The following is a 16,804-nucleotide window of genomic DNA, read 5'->3' as shown; positions in this document are numbered from 1 at the left end:
GGCCGGGGATCCCATGTCCGTGCCCGCGGCCCGCCTCGGTGATCTCGGCCGGATCCTCGCCACGTACGTCAGCTCGGTTCTGGCGCTGGCCTTCGCGGCGGCTGTGCTACCCGGCCTCAGCTTCTCCTCGTTCGAGCAGCTGCTTTTCTCGGCGGCGGCGACGTTGCTGGTCGGTGCGCTGGTGCGTCCGCTGCTGGTCGTCGCCAGTGCGGCGGTCGGCTGGCTGGCGGTGCTCCTACTGGCGGTGCTCGGACAGGCAGTCGTCCTCGCTCTGGCTCTCAGCCTGATCCCAGGGGTTGAAGCCGACTCGTTCTGGGTCGTCCTCGCGGCTGCCTGGATCGCGGCGGCCGTGGCGACCGTCGTCGCCTGGCTGTGCACCTCCGGAACGCCGGAGGCCTTCACCGCCGCGCTGGTGCGCCGGACGCGACGGCGGCGACAAGCCCTCGACGATCCCGAGGCTCCGGGCGTCATCTTCGTTCAGCTCGACGGCGTGCCCTTCCCGGTCATGCAGTGGCAGCTTCTCGCCGCCACGCTGCCCACCGTGGGTCGCTGGATCCGCAACGACGGGTACCGCCTGGTGGAGTGGACCCCGGTGCTCCCGCCGACCACACCGGCCAGCCAGCTGGGGATCCTGCACGGCCGCATCGACGGAGTACCGGCGTTCAGATGGTACGACCGGCAGCTGGGGCGGGTGCTGGTGGCCAACCGGGCCGCCGATGCCACCGAGATCGAACGCCGCGCCTCCGACGGCCGTGGCCTGCTGGCCGACGGCGGCGTCAGTATCTCGAACCTCTTCAGCGGTGACGCCGAACGAGCAATGCTGACGATGAGCAAGATGCAGCTGGCCCGTGGCACGGCAGACACCCGGCGCCGCGTCGCCTGGTATCTGGCCAGGCCCGACGGCTTCGCGGGCAGCTTCTTCGGCGCGCTCGCGGAGATCGGCCGGGAGCGGTTCGAGGCACGCCGTCAACGTCGTCGCGATGTTCAACCACGCCAGCACCGCGGTTGGCTCTTCGCCGGCATGCGCGCCGTCACGAATGTCGTACTGCGGGACCTCAACACGGCTCTGGTGGCGGAGGAGATGATCCGCGGCACTCGGGCGGTCTACGTGGACTACGTCGACTACGACGAGGTGGCTCACCACGCCGGCGCCCTTCGGCCCGAGTCGTTGGCCGCCCTGGACCGGCTCGATCACGTGCTCGCGTGTCTGGAGGCTGTCGCCGCGGCAGCACCCCGGCCGTACCGGCTGGTCGTCCTGTCCGACCACGGCCAGTCCCAGGGAGCGATCTTCGCCGACAAGTACGGCGTCGACCTCGCCGCTGTCTGCTCGCAGCTGACCACAGCCCGGGTCGAAGCCGTCGAGCAGTCCGTCGAGGGCTGGGGGCGTGTCAACGGTCTGCTGGCCGATCTGTCCGGCGCTGATACCAGCACCGGCCGGATGGCCAACGGCGCAGCGCAGCGCGTGCAGCGGCGCTCGGCGCCACCGGAGGTGACGGCCGGCTCGGAGCTGGTCGTCCTCGGCTCGGGCAACCTCGGCCTGGTGTACGCCGCATCGGAGCACCGGTTGACGATGGAGGACATCACTGATCGCTGGCCTGCTCTGATCCCCGGACTGGTGAACCATGAGGGGATCAGCTTCATCGCGGTGCTGAGTTCGGAGTACGGCCCCTTGGCCGTCGGGCCGGACGGGGTGAATCAGCTCTCCGACGGGAAGGTGACCGGCGAGGACCCGCTGGCGCCGTTCGGACCACTGGCCCGGACGGATCTGCTGAGAGCGGCATCGATGCCGGAGGCCCCTGATCTGTACGTCAACAGCTCCGTCGACCCGGACAGCGGGGAAGTCTCCGCGTTCGAGGGTCTGGTCGGCAGCCACGGCGGCCTCGGTGGGTGGCAGGGACGGGGGTTGCTGCTCGCCCCGCCCGATCTGCTGATCCCGGAGCAGCCGATCCGCGGCGCGGACGAGCTCCACCACGTGCTCGTCGGCTACCTCGAGCAGCTCGGACAGCGCAGCGGGATCAAGCAGGATACGGCGGAGGTCTGAGATGCCGGCGGCCGAGCGACTTCCGCCACTAGCGGAAGGCCGCCCAGGACGTAGGGACGTCCGCTCCGCCCTCTTCGGCGGTCCGGGAGCTGAAGCGCACATAGCCGGCGTGTGGCATGACCTTGCCGGCGACCAGGGCGTGACCCTGCTGGAAGGTCGGCGGCCCGGCCCCGCCGGTTTCCAGTCCGACGTACCCGCCCGCCTGGAGCGCGAGACCGTCCAAAGAGGACTGGAACTCGAATCGGTGGCCGTCGACCGAACTCGCGAGCGGAGGAACGCCGCGCTCGATCACGCGGCGCGCGGCGCGGAAGCCGGCGATGCGGTCGTCCCGCGCGGCGACCGGCGAAGGATCTGGCTCGAACCGCGCCGGCTCCATCTGTCACGCCTATCACCGTCGGTCCGACCGAGGCTCACCCACAGCGGATGAGCAACCAGAGCGGCCAGGAAGCAACACTCGACCCGGAGGCGTGACGATGATCGACCAGAGCGCCGGGCAGTGGTTCCTCAGTCCGGAGGAGCGCGGCAATCCCGGCACGGACATCGACCGGATGGGGGACGTGGACGGCTCCTGGGTCGAGGGCAACCTGGTCCGGCCGCTGATCCACGGCGCGACCTACTTCCGCCGACTGTACGAAGAACTCTGTGCGCTCCGGCCCGGAGACCACGTCTACTTCACCGACTGGCGTGGCGACTCCGACGAGAAGTTGTTGCCCGAGGGCCCCTCGGTCGGCACTGTGCTGGCCGATCTGGCCAGATCGGGGATCGAGGTCCGGGGGTTGCTCTGGAGATCGCACTCGGACCACCTGCAGTTCAACGCCCGGGAGAACCAGCGGCTGGGGACGAAGCTCAACCGGGCCGGCGCCGAGGTGCTGCTCGACCAACGCGTCCGGCGGATGGCCTCGCACCACCAGAAGCTGTTCGTGATCCGGCACAAGGGCCGACGAGAACTCGACGTGGCGTTCGTCGGCGGTATCGACCTGTCGCACCAGCGCCGGGACGACCGCGAGCACCGCGGGGATCCCCAGCAGGCGCCGATGGACAGCCGGTACGGCGACCAGACACCGTGGCACGATGCGGCGCTGGAGTTGCGGGGACCGGTAGTCGGCGACCTGTTCCGCACCTTCGTCGAACGGTGGGACGACGGTCACCCGCTCGACCGGCGGACGCCGTACCGGATGATCGTGCAGCGGCTCGCCCGGATGCCGCGCCATCCCAAGTCGCTGACCGAGGAGTTCCCCGATCCGCCGCCGGCCGGGCCACACGCAGTACAGGTGCTGCGGACCTACGCCTACAAGCGCCCCGGCTATCCGTTCGCGCCCGAGGGGGAGCGGAGCATCGCCCGCGCTTATGGCAAGGCGTTCGGCAACGCGCGCAAGCTGATCTATCTGGAGGACCAGTACCTGTGGTCCGAGCTGATCGCCCAGGACATCGAAGATGCCCTGGAGCGTTCGCCCGAGCTCCGCGTGATCATCGTCGTGCCGCGCTACCCCGCCAACGATGGTGCGCTGAGTGGGCCGCCGGCGCACTTCGGTCAGTTGCGGGCGGTACGGATGTTGCGGCGCACCGCGCCGGGGCGGGTCGCGATCTACAACCTGGAGAACACCGCTGGGGCGCCCATCTACGTGCACTCCAAGATCTGCATCGTCGACGACATCTGGTTCACCTGCGGCTCGGACAACTTCAACCGCCGCTCCTGGACCTGTGACAGCGAGCTCACCTGCGCGGTGCTGGACGCCACTCCCGACGACCGGCACTCGGTTGCCGATGGCACCCGTCGACTGGCTCGGGACCTGCGGCTGGAGGTGTGGTCGGAGCACCTCGGCCTGCCGCGCGAGGAGCTGGCCGGGCTCGACCTGGAAGCGGGCTTCGAACTCTGGCGGCTGACCGCGGCAAGCCTCGAGGCGTGGTGCGCGGGCGGACGGAAGGGTCCTCGGCCGCCCGGGCATGTCCGCCCGCACGAGCCGGGACACCTGACCCGGCTGCAGGCGCTCTGGGCGGAGCCGCTCTACCGGCTGATCTACGACCCGGACGGCAGACCGCGCCGGATGCGTCGCCGAAGGGAGTTCTGAGATGAGTGTCGAGGTCGTCTTCTGGACTGTGGTGCTGGCGCGGTTCGCGCTGCCGTTGCTGATCCCGCTGTTCCCGTTGCCGGCGATCATCGGCTGTCTGCTGCTCGACGGTGTGGACCAGACGATCTTCCAGACGTTCGGCTTCGACCCGCCGTTCTACCAGAGCTACGACAAGGCGATGGACGTGTTCTACCTGTCGGTTGCATTCCTGGCGAGTCTGCGGAACTGGACCAACCCTGCAGCGGTCCGGGTCAGTCGGTTCCTGTTCTTCTACCGCCAGATCGGCGTGGTCGCCTTCGAGCTCACCGGCCTGCGGTGGCTCCTGCTGGTGTTCCCCAACACTTTCGAGTACTTCTTCATCGCCTACGAAGGAATCCGGACCCGGTGGAATCCCGCGCGGTACGGGCTCAAGTTCTGGGTGGTCGTCGCCGGTGCCATCTGGATCTTCGTGAAGCTGCCGCAGGAGTACTGGATCCACATCGCCCAGCTCGACCTGACCGACACGATCAGAGACGTCTCCTGGTTCCTCCCGGCCCTGATCGCCGCCGCCCTGGTCCTGGCCGCGATCCTGTACTTCGTCGTCCGTCCGCGACTGCGACCTGTCGACTGGTCCTGGCGGTTCCGTGCGGACCCGCTGCCGGTCGGGATCGACGAGGCGCACGAGCGGGCGGCGTACCAGGCGGCGCACCGCAAGATCCTCGACGGGACGGCGTTGGAGAAGACTTTCCTGATCGGGCTGATCAGTGTGATCTTCGGGCAGGTGCTGCCCGGGGTCGAGGCGAGCCCCTTCCAAGTGTTCCTCGCGATCGCGTTCTTCGTCGTGATCAACTCGGCGCTCGGTCTGTGGTCGACCCGGCGAGGCTATGCGTGGGACTCCGTCATGGTGTCGTTCGGGGCCGTCTTCGGGACCAACGTCGTGCTGGTCGTGCTCGCCGACGTGCTGACGTCGCGCCGGCAGGACCACCTGAAGCTGGTCGACACGCTCTTCTTCGTCCTCCTGTTCAGCGTCCTGACCACGCTGTACGACCGCTATCGCCCGGTCAGTGACTACCGTGCCGCCGCCGCTGAGCCGAAGGAGGCGGAGCACTGACGGTGCCGGACCTCAAGGAACTCGCACGACGGCTGGAGGAGACGTTCCCCGGCCGCTGTGCCAGGTCCTTCCTGGCCCTCGGGGGTATCGACCGGGCGATGGTGATCTCCGCGCAGGCACTCACCGCGCTCATTCCCTTGCTGCTCCTGGTGTCGACGCTCGCTCCGGCGAGCCGCCGAGACGTGGTTTCAACAGCGCTCATCCGCAGATTCGAGCTCAAAGGCGAGGCCGCCGACGCCGTCCGGGAGGTGTTCGCCCAACCTGTGGGTGCGTCGAGCGTCGGGGTTCTGAGTGTCGTGATCCTGGTCTTCTCCGGGGTCTCCCTCGCCCGCCGGATGCAGCGGATGTACCAGGACGCCTGGCGGCTCGAGCATCGTGCGGGCGTCCGTGGTTCGTTCAACACGTTCCTCGGCCTGGGCGCCCTGCTGTTGGACATCGCGTTGCTCGCCCTTGCGCGCTCACTCGTGCGGGCCTTGCCGCTGGACTGGCTGCTCGGCGTCCCGATCTCGCTCGTGAGCGGTCTGTTGTTGTGGACCTTCATCCCGTGGCTGCTTCTCGACGGCCGGGTTCGCTGGCGGAGGCTGCTCCCCACCGGAGCCGTGGCGACCTTGTGCAGCGGTGTCTACGGCGTCGCGTCCACCATCTACATGCCGCGGATGATGGAGAGCTACAGCGAGCGGTACGGCCTCTTCGGTGTCACGTTGGCACTGGTGGGGTGGCTGCTGTCCATCGCGCTCATCGTGGTGGGCGCGACCGTGGTGGGCGCCGAGTTCGATCGCAGCCAGGGGTGGTTCGCCCGGCGCGTGCGGTCCGGGCTCGGCGTGGAGACACAACCCGAGGACCGCGCCGTCGAGGCGTGAGTCCCGCGGAACTTCCCCCACCAGGGGTGATGCCGCGCCACGGTGCTGCGCTGATGATGGTGGCGTGGGTACTACAGAGCAATCCGTGAACCCGCCTGACGCGCCGCCGACGAGCCGAGACGCGATCCTCGTGCTCGACGCGGCAGTCGGGGCCGCCCTGCTGGCTGCGGCCACCGCGCGGATGGTGGGGCGCCGGGCCCGGGGCGTCGTCAAACCGGTCGCCGTGGTGGTCCTTCGGCCGCCGATGCTGACGGAGCGGTACCAAGCGGGCACCTACCTGGACGCCCTCGCGCGACAGGGTGTCCGAGGGCGCGGCGAAGTGGAGCGCCAGGTGTCCGCGATGCTCGACAAGTTGGTCCCCCCGCTGGTCGCTGCCGTAGTCCAGCGGATCGACATGGCGCAGCTCGCCGAGGGCGTGATCGCGGAGGTCGACCTCGCCGAGATCATCCGCCAGTCCACCGGTTCAGTTGCCTCCGAGACCGTCCGAAGCGTACGCATGCAGAGCATCTCCGGCGATGAGGCGGTCGGCAACGCAGTGGCTCGGCTGAGGGTCCGGTTCAGCCGCAAGACAACTCCCACACCTCCACCGGCTGACCAGCCTCCGGCGGAACCCGCGCCGGCACCTGAAGCCGAGATGACCAGCACATAGCGATGACGATGGACGAAGTCATCCCGATCGTCCCGCGGGAGGCCCGGCCGTACCAGGGACGGCGAGCAGGTCTGGTCACGCGGCTGATCGCCGGCGTGATCGATGGGGTGCTGGTGGTGGTCTCGTTGCTGGTTGCCTATGTGGGCGCCAACGGGCTGATCTTCCTGTTCCATCCCCGCGGCTTCCAGTTCAGTGCAGCCTCGCCGATCCTGAGCGTCGCGGCGGGCCTGGTCTTGCTCGTCCTCTACCTCACCGTCGCCTGGTCCACCATCGGACGGACCTACGGCTGCCAGGTGATGGGACTCCGGGTCGTCAGCCGGCGCGGAGAGCGGCTGCGGCTGCCCGTCGCACTGCTGAGGGCGGTCCTCTATGTCATGTTCCCGATCGGGCTGTTCTTTTGTGCCGGCGGCGTCGGGCGCCGCTCACTGCAGGACCTCGTACTGCGGACGTCGGTCATCTACGACTGGCTGCCTCGTCACCCGTGACGGGGGGATCACCCGCATCGGCCGGTGTCGACTACGCCTCGGGCCGTGACGGTAACAGGCCCAGCTCCCAGGCCCGCCGGACGGCTTCGTTGCGTCGGGAGGCGCTCAGCTTGCGCAGGATGCTCCGCACGTGGCTGCGGACCGTGTTGACCGAGACGTACATGGTGCTGGCGATCTCTTCAGTGGTCAGCAGCTCGGCGAGGTACTCCAGCACCTCGTGCTCCTTGCTGGTCAAGGAGGCGGTGACGACCAGCTCGGGTCGGGACCGGGTCGATAGATCGGCAGCGTGGTCGTGCTGTGGTCCCGGCGCGCGGAGCCAGGGGTGACGCCTCATCAGTTCGCCGGTTGGCTGGAGCAACCTTCGCAGCGATGGCGGCGCCTCCGAGAACGGACGGCGGAGGTGCTCGGGCGCAGCCAGTCTCAACGCGCGCTCGACATAGAGCCCGCTGCGGCCGGTGTCGCCGGTGCTGATCGATTGCGCGGCCTGAACCAGCCAGCTGTCGACCTGAGTCTCCAGGGGAGCGTGCTGCGCGGCCGAAGGTGGCAGAGCCGGACCCTGCTCGCCGGCCTCAGCAGCGGCTCGTTGCAGCACCAGGATCGATTCGACCTGGTCCCGGCCAGGGGAGTGCTCGATCACGGCGATGGCCTCACGTGGCAGGTTCTGTGCCACGAGCAGCTTCGCCTCGTCCACGATCAGGGACTGGCCGAGCCAGCCGTCGTGCTGTACGCCGTAGCTGTTGCTCGCGGCCCGCAGTTCGGCGCTCGCGAGACCGGTCTCTCCACCGGCATGGAGCAGTCGGGCACGAACCAGGGCAAGTGCGGCTGCCAGCACGCGGGCGTCCTGGCTGGGGGTGGTGGCCGCCGCGGCGCGCTCGACCAGCTCCTGGGCTTGCGCCAGATCGCCCTGGTCCGCGCTGACCCAGGCTTGGGCCACGATCGCGGACTGGGGTTCCTGTGGCTGCGCCCCCGACTCGGCCAGCGCGATCGCATGCGCAGCGACCTCAGCAGCCCGTCTGAGGTGTCCCCACGCCGCCTCCACCAGTGCGGCCATGCCGAGGAAGTTCGCCAAGGCGTCGTGCGCCCCCGCTCCCTTGGCGACTTCGATGCCTTCGGCAAAGGCTGCCAGGGCAGCCCGGAAGTCTCCGCGCTGGAGCAGCACCCGGCCCTTGCAGCCGGCGACGAGCAACTTCAGCTCCGGGGGCGCGACGACCGGGCTCGGCGGTACGGCTCTGAGGGCCGACTCTGCCGCGAGGGTTGCGTCCAGTCCTCTGTCGACGTTCTCCCCGAGGCTCGCCGCGACCGCCTGCAGCATCGTGATCGCCAGCTCGGACGATGGTGTCTGGGTGGGAAGGTGGTCGAGCGACTCCCGGGCCTTGCGGAGTTCCGACGTACAGCGGGTGACGTCGAAGTCGCCGAGTGCTCGCGCTGCCCGCACGACCGCGGCCTCCGGCCCGTCCAGGTCGTCGGGCAGGTCGGCGAACAACGCTGCGAGGAGCCGGCGTCGGCGGCCGACGAGTAGACCCGCGAAATCGAGGTCCTCGACCAGGTACCGGGCCGCGTCGCTCCACCGACGAGCCGCGATGGCATGCCGGATCGCCTCGACCTGCTGACCATGCTCGGAGGACCAGACCGCGGCAGCGCGGTGCAGGCCGGGGACCAGGTTCGGCCGCTCGAAGAGCAGTTGGGTGCGAAGGAACTCCCGGAACAGCGGCTGGTAGCCGTAGCAGTCGTCGGTCCCGGGCACAGGCTGGATGAACGCGTTGCCATGTGAGAGGAACTCCAACGACCGCAGGTCGCAAGGGCGGCCGGTCAGCGCTTGGGCCAGTGCGGGCCGGACCTCGTCCACGACGGAGGTCCGCAGCAGGAACTCCCGCAGCGCCGGCGGCTGCGCGTCGAGCACCTCGGTCATCAGGTACGCCGCGACGTTGCCGGCATCGCCGCGGAACTCACGGATCGCGTGCTCCGCGTCCCTCTTGCCGGCCAGGCCCATGGCCGCGAACATGAGGCCCGCGGGCCAGCCGTCGGTTCGTCGCTGGAGCTCGGCCACCTGCGCGGGAGCCAGCTCGAGTTTCTGATACCGCATCAGCGTCGCGGCCTCGTCCACCGTGAACGCCAGATCAGCGGCCCGGATCTCGGCAAGGGTGCCCGCCAAGCGGTAGAGGTGGAGGGGGAGAGGTGGATCCGACCTGGTCAGGAGGATGAACCGGACCTGCCCCGCAGTACCGCGGATGAGGCGATGAAGGCTGTCTCCGAGCTCCGGCGTGACAGTCAGATCGCCGCAGTCCACCACGAGTACCAACGCGTCCTGCTCGCCGAGGGTCGTTCGGCTCGACGACGGTTCGCCGGGCTGGTCTGCCGGCGCGAACAGCACGGGGCCATCGGACCCGGTCGAGCCGCCGCCGTGCAAACCGCCGAGCACGGATTCCAGCAAGGACGCGGGGTGCTCACTGGTGCCGTCCAGCGCGAGGTGCCGGACGACCGTCCGGTCCGAGGCGAGCGCCTCCCATGAGGCCAGCAGCATCGTCTTGCCGTATCCGGCTGGTGCGCTGACCAGTGTCAGCGGCCGCTCAACGCCCTTGGTGACGCGATCCAGCAGACGACCCCGCAACACCGTTCCCGGCCGGATCCTGGAGTTCGCCTGCTCCGCCCATCGCGCCGACGCCGGACGAAGTCCTGTCTGCACCCCCGCTTGCTGATCGCTTGGCATTTCCCCTCCTAGCGATTCGCGGCGCGACCGATCACGTGAGGGGCAGTGAACGGCGGGTCCGCATGTCGACGACACCACGGATTCGTCGTTAAAACCAGCGTTTGCCGTCCGATTGACGAAATATCGAGACGGCAGGATGCCTGTCTGTACACCCGCTCGGTCGTCGAAGCGCTTCGCCCCTGGCGAGGCCAGTTCACCCCGGAGGGATGAAGCCGCGCCACCCGCTGTTTGCGACCGTCGAACGTACACGCTGTGAACGGAGTGGGGCGATGGCCGAGGCGACGTACGAGATTCGCGTGACGGGCGCCGTGCCGGAACAGGACCTCCGCGACATGGGCGCGGTGACGCTGGCCGTCGACCAGGTGAACACCGTGCTCTACGGCATCCCCGATCAGTCGGCACTCTATGGTCTGCTCGCACGACTGCGGGCCCTGGGCATCGAGGTCGTCGAGGTGCGCCGGATCCCGGATGCGTCACCGGCGGAATCGATTCCCGTCGTGCCTGGAGAGGGAGACGATGAGAACGAGTGAGGTACACAAGTCGTCGTACGAGGTCGTCGTGCTCGGCGAACTGGGGCCGGCCGTACTCGCCTTCTGCGCCCGGCCACCGACTCACAGCGAGACGTCCCGCGCCTTCCAGTTGCGACTCCACGACGGCCAGAGCATCGCTGACCTGGCCGCGATGCTGCAGGCAGCGGGCCTGGTCATCCTGAGCATCCGGCTGGTCTCTCCGCGCGAGACCTGGGTTGCCACAAGCGTCTCCGCCTGAGCTCATCCGGTAAGGGTGATGACGCCATCCGTGGGCCACGGCAGGGTGGCGCACAAAGGACACGCTGGGCCGCGAGGGTCTGGTAGAGGGGATGGAGAGCCATGCCGGAGACAGAGGTTCACGGACCCATCGACTTCGTACTCCTCGAGTTCACCGGCGATCGGCTGACCGGCCGGGCCGCCGAGGAAGTCGTCAGTCTGATGGAGCGCGGCATCATTCACGTCTACGACGTGATGATCGTCGGCAAGGACGCCGACGGCGCCGTCTATGCGGTCGATCTGGCGGAATCGTCCGACCGCGTTGGTGGCTTCGCGGAACTGGACGGGGCCCGGACAGGCCTCCTGGCTGACGACGACCTCAACGAAGCGGCCGGCGCGATGCAGCCGGGCACGCTGGCGGCGCTGATCGTCTACGAGAACACCTGGGCGATTCCGTTCGTTGCCGCGGCGATGGAGTCCGGCGGCACCCTGATCGCCGGTGGACGCATCCCGGCGGAGGACGTGATGGAAGCACTCGACGCCATGGAAACCGTGGAAGCGACCTGAGGAGACTGACATGCCAGGACTGTTGCGAGGAATTGCGCGAACCGCGGCCGTCGCGGGGACGGCGACCGTTGTCGCCGGCCGGGTGCAGCGTCATCAAGCCTCGAAGTTCGCCCAGCGCGACGCCGAGACGGCAGCACAACGTGATCAGGCGTACGACGAACAGGTCGCGCCGCAGGAGTCTGCCGCACCGCCGCAGGACGCCGCACCGCCACCTGCGCCGGCCGCCGACCCGTTGGACCGGTTGAAGACCCTGGGTGAGCTGAAGGAGTCGGGTGTGCTCACCGAGGCGGAGTTCCAGGCACAGAAGGCCAAGATCCTCGCCGGCTGAGTGGCTGATGCGCGTGGCCCACGAGGGCATCGCCTTCCACCCGACTCCTGACCGGATGACCGAGGAGCAGGAGCGTTTGCCATGACAGAGGAAGCGGGCCGCGCGGCTGAGGAGGCCAAGGGCAATCCGCGGCTCGCCATCCTGCTCGCGATGGCGATGTTCGTGCTGGTGGTCGACACGTCCCTGATGAACGTCTCGATCGCCTCGGTTGTTCAGGACCTGGACACGACGGTGAGCGGCGTCCAGTCCGCGATCGCGCTCGAGGCGCTGGTGTCCGCCGCGTTCATCCTGATCGGGAGCAAGATCGGCGATCTGTACGGGCGCAAGCGGGCGTATCTCCTGGGCCTGACCGGCTACGCGATCGGCGCACTGGCGATGACAGTGGCGCAGAACCTGCTGACGATCATCATCTTCTGGGCAGTGGTGGGTGGCATCGGCGCCTCGCTCCTGCTGCCGGCGATGCAGTCCCTGATCCACGGGAACTTCGAAGGGGCTGCTCAGATCAAGGCCTACGCCCTGGTCGGGGCCGCGGCCGCGCTGGCCGCGGCGGTCGGACCGCTGCTCGGTGGCTTCATCACCACCTACCTGTCCTGGCGCCTGGGGTTCGCGCTCGAGGTCGTCGTGATCGCGGTCGTGGTCCTCGGTCGGGGACTGATCAGCGACGTGCCGTACACAGGATCTCGGAGTATCGACGGGGTCGGTGCGGTGCTTTCCGCGCTGGGCATGGGCGGTGTCGTGCTGGGCATCCTGGTGTGGCAGGAAGGCGGCGAGTCCGTCGGCGCGATCATCCTCATAGGCGTGATCGCTCTCGTCGGCCTCGTCTACTGGCTGAGGCGACGCAAGCGGCAGGGGAAGGCGACACTGCTCGACCCGGATCTGTTCAAGTCCGCCGTCTTCCGCTTGGGCATCAGCCAGCAGTTGCTCCAGCAGATCGCGCTGGGCGGCTGCATGATCGCCCTGCCGATCTACCTGCAGATGGTGCTCGAGTACGACGCGATGCAGACGGGCCTGTCCCTCGCCCCGCTCTCGCTCAGTATGTTCGGGACGGCGATCCTGGCGGAGCGGAAGCTCGGCGACCGGGCCCCGAGCCATATCATCAGGTGGGGATTCGCGCTCCTGACGACAGGACTGCTGCTGATCATCCCGATCGTGCCGCGGGCAGACGCGGGCTGGTATCTGGCCGGCCCGCTGGTGCTCGCCGGTGTGGGGTTCGGTCTCATGGTGTCCCAGCTCAACAACTACACGCTGGCCCCGATCTCGCAGGAGCGCGTCAGCGAGGCCGCCGGGGTGAACTCGGCGGCGGGCTCGTTCGGCTTGTCGTTCGGGTTGGCGTTCGCCGGCGCCATCATGCTGGCAACCCTTTCCTTCGCCTTCACCCACGAGGCCGAGTCAAGTGACGTCCTCGGACCGGCCGAGCAGGAACGCGTCGCGATGGGGCTGGAGGAGGACGCACAGGTGATGAGCAACACCGAGCTCGAAAAGCTACTCGTCAACGAACCCAAGCCGATTCAGGACGAGATCATCCGCATCAACACCACCGCACGACCGCTGGCCCTTCAGGTGGCCCTGGGCATTCCGATCCTTGCCGGTCTGATCGGCCTGCTGAACTCCTTCCGGATGGTGCGCCTGCCCGTCGTTCCACCGTCCGGCTCCGGACCGGCACTCATTCCCTCCGACGACTGATGTTTGTCTGGACAGCCCCGAACAAGGCCCGGGCGACGAGACCGACCATCACGAGGCCGCTGATCATCTGCACGGTGACGACCGTGCGAGCTGGTTCCGAGGTGGCCACGATGTCGCCGAAACCGACCGTCGTGAAGACGGTCACGGTGAAGTACGCCGCGTCCAGCCGGCTCATCGGCTCGGAGAAGCTCCCCGGCTGGGTCGCTGCCATCAGGTTGTAGGTCGTGGCGAAGATCACGAGGAACAGGGGCACGGAGGTCGCGAGCGCGCCGATCGCCCTGATCCGGGGGTACGGCGACCGGGTGATCGCGCGGAGCTGCCAAGCGATCAGGAGCGCCACGACGACAAGTCCGATGACCAGGCCAACGCCCCTGGCCGCCGTCAGGCCTCTCATGGGCAGCAGGAAGTAGCCGACGACGATGGCCACGGAGACGAGGAGGGAACGCAGCAGTGACATGCTGGCGAGCCGTCGGCGGACTCTCACCGGGAGCTCTTCATAGCGGAGGTCGGTGTCTGTCACCACCTCAGTGAAGCGCGGACCGAACCCGGTCGGCTCATCCATCGGGGGTGATGCTGATCGGCGGGCCTTCGGTGTTGGCTGGGATGCCCAGGGAACTGAGCCGTATGGGGGCGGCTCGACCACGACCGGAGGGCCTCATGACTGCACGGAGCGCGATTGCAGAGACGCTGACGGCCGTATCCGCACCGAGACGAGCCGACGCCAACGGTGGCCCGGTCACCCCGGTCCGTCACCTGTCGCCTTCCGAACGAGCCCGCCGCGGACTCGCGGCGCGCGTCGCGCTGCCGCCGCGCAGGCAGGCAGAACTGGTGCTGCCGGCGAAGCGTCCTGATCCCGTCGCCCTGATCGAGGAGCAGGCCCGGTCCCGTGTTCCCGAACTGGTGCCGGTTCGGCACGGCAGGATGATGGTGTCGCCCTTCACCTTCTTCCGGGGCAACGCCCTCGGGATGGCGACCGACCTCGGCGCGGGCCCGGTGTCCGGCCTCGGAGCGCAGCTGTGTGGTGACGCCCACCTCTCGAACTTCGGGCTCTTCGGATCCGCTGAGCGACGCCTGCTCTTCGACATCAACGACTTCGACGAGTCGATCGCCGGCCCGTGGGAGTGGGACGTCAAACGTCTCGCCGCGAGCGTCGCGGTGGCCGGTCGTGGCAACGGCTTCTCGCGGAAAGAGCGCCACAAGTGCGTCCTGGAGACGGTGCGGCGCTATCGCGATGCCACCGCGGAGTTCGCCACCATGCGCTCTCTGGACGTCTGGTACGCCCGCGCGGACGTCGACGAGGTTCAGGAGACGCTGCGCAACAAGATGAGCTCCAGCCGCCGCAAGAGTCTCGACCAGGCCACCCTCAAGGCACGCGGCAGCGGAAACCTGAAATCCTTCGCCAAACTCACCGAGATCACGGACGACGGCATGCGGATCAGGGCCGACCCTCCTTTGATGATTCCGATCGCCGATCTCCTGCCCGATGTCGGCCGCGAAGAGCTCGAGACCCAGCTCAAGGGGCTGCTGATCCGCTACCGCAGGTCTCTGCCGACCGAACGCCAGGTGCTGTTCGACCAGTTCGAGTTCGTTGACCTGGCCCGCAAGGTGGTTGGAGTGGGCAGCGTCGGCACCCGTTGCTGGATCGTGCTCCTGCGCGGTAGGGACGACGGTGATCCGCTGTTCCTGGAGGTCAAGGAGGCCGGCCCGTCGGTGCTCAAGACGAAGGTGCCGATGGCCTTGCGGCAGCGGTCCGCACCCAGGAACGAGGGGGAGCGGGTGGTGGTCGGCCAACGGCTGATGCAGGCCTCAAGCGACATCTTCCTCGGTTGGCAGCGCGTCGGCGGTATCGACGGACGGCTCCGTGACTTCTACGTGCGGCAGTTGCGCGACCTGAAGGGCTCCGCCGTGGTGGAGCGGCAGGACCCGCGCAGCATGATGATGTACGGCCAGCTCTGCGGCTGGACGCTGGCCAGGGCGCACGCCCGCACGGGGGACCGGATCGCGTTGGCGACCTACCTCAACAGTGACGACGCGTTCCCCGATGCCATGGTCGAGTACGCCGAGGCGTACGCGGACCAGAACGAGAGCGACTACCAGGCATTCCTCGATGCCATCGACAGCGGCCGTCTCCAAGCCGAGCCGGGTCTGTAGTAGGCCCAACGCACCAGTCACCCTGGCCTGAAGATCAGGCCAGGGTGACTGGTGGTGTGTCCGGCTCAAGCAGGAGCGCTGGGACCAGTTCCGCCGGCAACGGGGGCTGCCGCTGGTGGACGCCCCAGGAACTCGATCACCGCGATCAGGAACAGGACGATCAAGGCGATGACCACGACGACGGAAACCGTTGGCTGTGACCAGAACGTCAGCACGAGGGCGCCGCCGATGATGCTGGCGATCAGCAGCATGCGCTTGTGGGCGAAGGTCCAGGCGCCGAACCGGCCGGTGTTCAGCCCGGCCGATTCGGCGTTGCCGCGCAGGGCCCCGATGCCCCTCGTGAGCCCTGCGCGAGTCTTGACGGCGGAGACGGACGGCCCGGTGAAGAAGGCCGCGAAGGCGACGATCAGCGCGAGCACCCCGACAGCTCGCAGGCTGTAGCGCAGGTAGCGCACGATGGTGTCGAAGATGACGCCGCCGGTCTCGCGGGAGATCACCTCGGAGGGCAACGCGTTCAGGTAGAGCGCCCGGCCGAGGGCCAGGCCGACCCCCAGCGCAAGCATCGAGCCGGCGAACCCCAGCGCGCCGATCAACAGGGCGCGGCGATGGTTGCGGGCGACGTACACCCCGGCGGCGAACAGGAGCAGGGAGATGATCGGCAGCCAGACGCCGAGCGTGTTGAGCAGGCGGTAGATACCTTGTGCCTTCGTCACTCCGTCCGACTGCACCAGGACGATCGACTTGTTCACGACCGGGATGTTCTCGGCCACGCCGAAGCCGCGCGCCACCAGCCGTTCCTTCACCTGAGCGATGATCGGGGCGAGGTTCAGCGTCACCGTGTCGTTCTGGGCGCTGAGCGCGCCGCCCTGGTTGCCTTCCAGCAGGTTGACCAGTTCCGAGTGCGCGGTCTGGTTCGCCTGTTCCCACACGGCGGCGAACTCGGGACTCGCGACGAAATTGGCGACCTGGTCGCGGATGAAGCTCTGCACCCCGCTGACGAGCGGTCCGCTCAGCGCCTGCAGGTTGGCCGCCACTCTCGGCGGCAGGCCCTGCTGGGAGATCGCGTTGAGCGCCTCGTCGGTGATGCCCTGGATGTCGATGGCGGCGAGGATCTCGTTGGTGACCGCGTCGGAGATGGTGGTCTGAACGGACGGGTCGTCCGCCAGCGGGGCGACGGTCTTGAGGTACTGGTCGGTGTCGCTGACCTGCCTGCTGGCCCAGACGGCCGTCGCCGACAGAGGTGCGAGCAGGCAGGCCAGCGTGATCAGGATGGCGGACGCGACGGTACGCCAGATCACCCGGCGTTCCCTGGGCTGAGGAGATTCCGGCGTCGGCGGCCGTGGACCTGCTGCCAGCGCGAGTTCGAGTTGCGCGACCCGTTCGCGCAGCCGCCGTACCTCGTCTTCGTCCGTCATCGCCGGATCTCCT

General features: G+C 68.4%; 16 protein-coding genes. 12 read left to right on the top strand and 4 right to left on the bottom strand.

Annotation, left to right across the window (positions count from 1 at the left end):
* The first annotated feature begins 13 nt into the window (after positions 1 to 13).
* Complete coding sequence (locus EV644_RS29105) at positions 14 to 2,041, top strand: phage holin family protein (RefSeq protein ID WP_132192153.1); 2,028 nt, start codon at positions 14 to 16, stop codon at positions 2,039 to 2,041.
* 28 nt (positions 2,042 to 2,069) lie between these two features.
* Here EV644_RS29105 and EV644_RS29100 read toward each other — a convergent pair whose 3' ends face one another.
* Entirely contained in the window at positions 2,070 to 2,417 is a 348-nt protein-coding gene (locus tag EV644_RS29100; protein WP_132192152.1) for a hypothetical protein, read from the bottom strand.
* A 97-nt stretch (positions 2,418 to 2,514) separates the two neighbouring features.
* Here EV644_RS29100 and EV644_RS29095 point away from each other — a divergent pair, with 97 nt between their 5' ends.
* The 5 genes from EV644_RS29095 to EV644_RS29075 all read left to right on the top strand — a co-directional run bounded on the left by EV644_RS29095 (position 2,515) and on the right by EV644_RS29075 (position 7,194).
* Positions 2,515 to 4,110 (top strand): phospholipase D family protein, encoded by a 1,596-nt coding sequence (locus EV644_RS29095; RefSeq protein ID WP_132192151.1) that lies wholly within the window; start codon positions 2,515 to 2,517, stop codon positions 4,108 to 4,110.
* A 1-nt stretch (position 4,111) separates the two neighbouring features.
* Positions 4,112 to 5,200: a hypothetical protein gene (locus EV644_RS29090; protein ID WP_132192150.1), complete on the top strand. Its 1,089-nt coding sequence runs from the start codon at positions 4,112 to 4,114 to the stop codon at positions 5,198 to 5,200.
* Positions 5,201 to 5,202: 2 nt separating this feature from the next.
* Positions 5,203 to 6,060 (top strand): YhjD/YihY/BrkB family envelope integrity protein, encoded by an 858-nt coding sequence (locus EV644_RS29085; RefSeq protein WP_132192149.1) that lies wholly within the window; start codon positions 5,203 to 5,205, stop codon positions 6,058 to 6,060.
* 64 nt (positions 6,061 to 6,124) lie between these two features.
* Positions 6,125 to 6,709, top strand: a complete 585-nt coding sequence (locus tag EV644_RS29080) for a hypothetical protein (RefSeq protein WP_132192148.1) — start codon at positions 6,125 to 6,127, stop codon at positions 6,707 to 6,709.
* Positions 6,710 to 6,711: 2 nt separating this feature from the next.
* Positions 6,712 to 7,194: an RDD family protein gene (locus tag EV644_RS29075; RefSeq protein WP_199240040.1), complete on the top strand. Its 483-nt coding sequence runs from the start codon at positions 6,712 to 6,714 to the stop codon at positions 7,192 to 7,194.
* 31 nt (positions 7,195 to 7,225) lie between these two features.
* Here the strand turns inward: EV644_RS29075 and EV644_RS29070 are convergent, their stop codons facing one another.
* Positions 7,226 to 9,901: a helix-turn-helix transcriptional regulator gene (locus EV644_RS29070; RefSeq protein WP_132192147.1), complete on the bottom strand. Its 2,676-nt coding sequence runs from the start codon at positions 9,899 to 9,901 to the stop codon at positions 7,226 to 7,228.
* A 269-nt stretch (positions 9,902 to 10,170) separates the two neighbouring features.
* Here EV644_RS29070 and EV644_RS29065 point away from each other — a divergent pair, with 269 nt between their 5' ends.
* The 5 genes from EV644_RS29065 to EV644_RS29045 all read left to right on the top strand — a co-directional run bounded on the left by EV644_RS29065 (position 10,171) and on the right by EV644_RS29045 (position 13,225).
* Positions 10,171 to 10,431: a DUF8691 family protein gene (locus EV644_RS29065; RefSeq protein ID WP_132192146.1), complete on the top strand. Its 261-nt coding sequence runs from the start codon at positions 10,171 to 10,173 to the stop codon at positions 10,429 to 10,431.
* Entirely contained in the window at positions 10,418 to 10,669 is a 252-nt protein-coding gene (locus EV644_RS29060; RefSeq protein ID WP_132192145.1) for a hypothetical protein, read from the top strand. The genes EV644_RS29065 and EV644_RS29060 overlap by 14 nt, the downstream gene beginning before the upstream one ends.
* Before the next feature lie 101 nt (positions 10,670 to 10,770).
* Entirely contained in the window at positions 10,771 to 11,214 is a 444-nt protein-coding gene (locus EV644_RS29055) for a DUF6325 family protein (protein ID WP_132192144.1), read from the top strand.
* A gap of 10 nt (positions 11,215 to 11,224) precedes the next feature.
* Complete coding sequence (locus EV644_RS29050) at positions 11,225 to 11,542, top strand: SHOCT domain-containing protein (protein WP_132192143.1); 318 nt, start codon at positions 11,225 to 11,227, stop codon at positions 11,540 to 11,542.
* Positions 11,543 to 11,623: 81 nt separating this feature from the next.
* Positions 11,624 to 13,225, top strand: coding sequence for an MFS transporter (locus EV644_RS29045; RefSeq protein ID WP_132192142.1), 1,602 nt, complete (start codon positions 11,624 to 11,626; stop codon positions 13,223 to 13,225).
* On the opposite strand, the gene EV644_RS29040 is transcribed toward EV644_RS29045, so the two are convergent.
* Positions 13,206 to 13,787, bottom strand: coding sequence for a potassium channel family protein (locus EV644_RS29040; RefSeq protein WP_199240039.1), 582 nt, complete (start codon positions 13,785 to 13,787; stop codon positions 13,206 to 13,208). The two genes, EV644_RS29045 and EV644_RS29040, sit on opposite strands and share 20 nt — an antisense overlap.
* A 95-nt stretch (positions 13,788 to 13,882) precedes the next feature.
* On the opposite strand from EV644_RS29040, the gene EV644_RS29035 reads away from it, so the two are divergent.
* Positions 13,883 to 15,376 carry a DUF2252 domain-containing protein gene (locus EV644_RS29035; protein WP_132192141.1) on the top strand — a complete coding sequence of 498 codons (1,494 nt, stop codon included), beginning with the start codon at positions 13,883 to 13,885 and terminating at the stop codon, positions 15,374 to 15,376.
* Positions 15,377 to 15,441: 65 nt separating this feature from the next.
* On the opposite strand, the gene EV644_RS29030 is transcribed toward EV644_RS29035, so the two are convergent.
* Positions 15,442 to 16,791, bottom strand: coding sequence for a hypothetical protein (locus tag EV644_RS29030; RefSeq protein WP_132192140.1), 1,350 nt, complete (start codon positions 16,789 to 16,791; stop codon positions 15,442 to 15,444).
* Positions 16,792 to 16,804: the final 13 nt, after the last annotated feature.

Source organism: Kribbella orskensis (assembly GCF_004342085.1).
In the GTDB taxonomy this organism is placed as follows: Bacteria; Actinomycetota; Actinomycetes; order Propionibacteriales; family Kribbellaceae; genus Kribbella; species Kribbella orskensis.
Note: the sequence above shows the minus strand (reverse complement) of the source record. Positions and strands in the feature narration are given on the sequence as shown.